Raw genomic sequence first — 245 nt, 5'->3', positions numbered from 1 at the left:
ATTACTTAATTAATTAGTATATACTGTATATAGGAGATGATAATGTGCAAACATTTTCACAACAATTGCATACGCTCTCTATTGGTGCTAGACTTAATATAGTTGGATAGTCAACTAAAGAGGTGAGAGAGATGGATAAGAAAGAGAACTTCATGAGTGATAATGCATTACTATATCGTGCGGCTATTAAATATTATGATAATAGATTAAAGAAATATGATATAGGTTATGGACAGGTTGTGAAT

This window comes from Catenibacterium sp. UBA627 (assembly GCF_002299355.1).
GTDB classification, from domain to species: Bacteria; Bacillota_I; Bacilli_A; order Erysipelotrichales; family Coprobacillaceae; genus Catenibacterium; species Catenibacterium mitsuoka.
Note: the sequence above shows the minus strand (reverse complement) of the source record.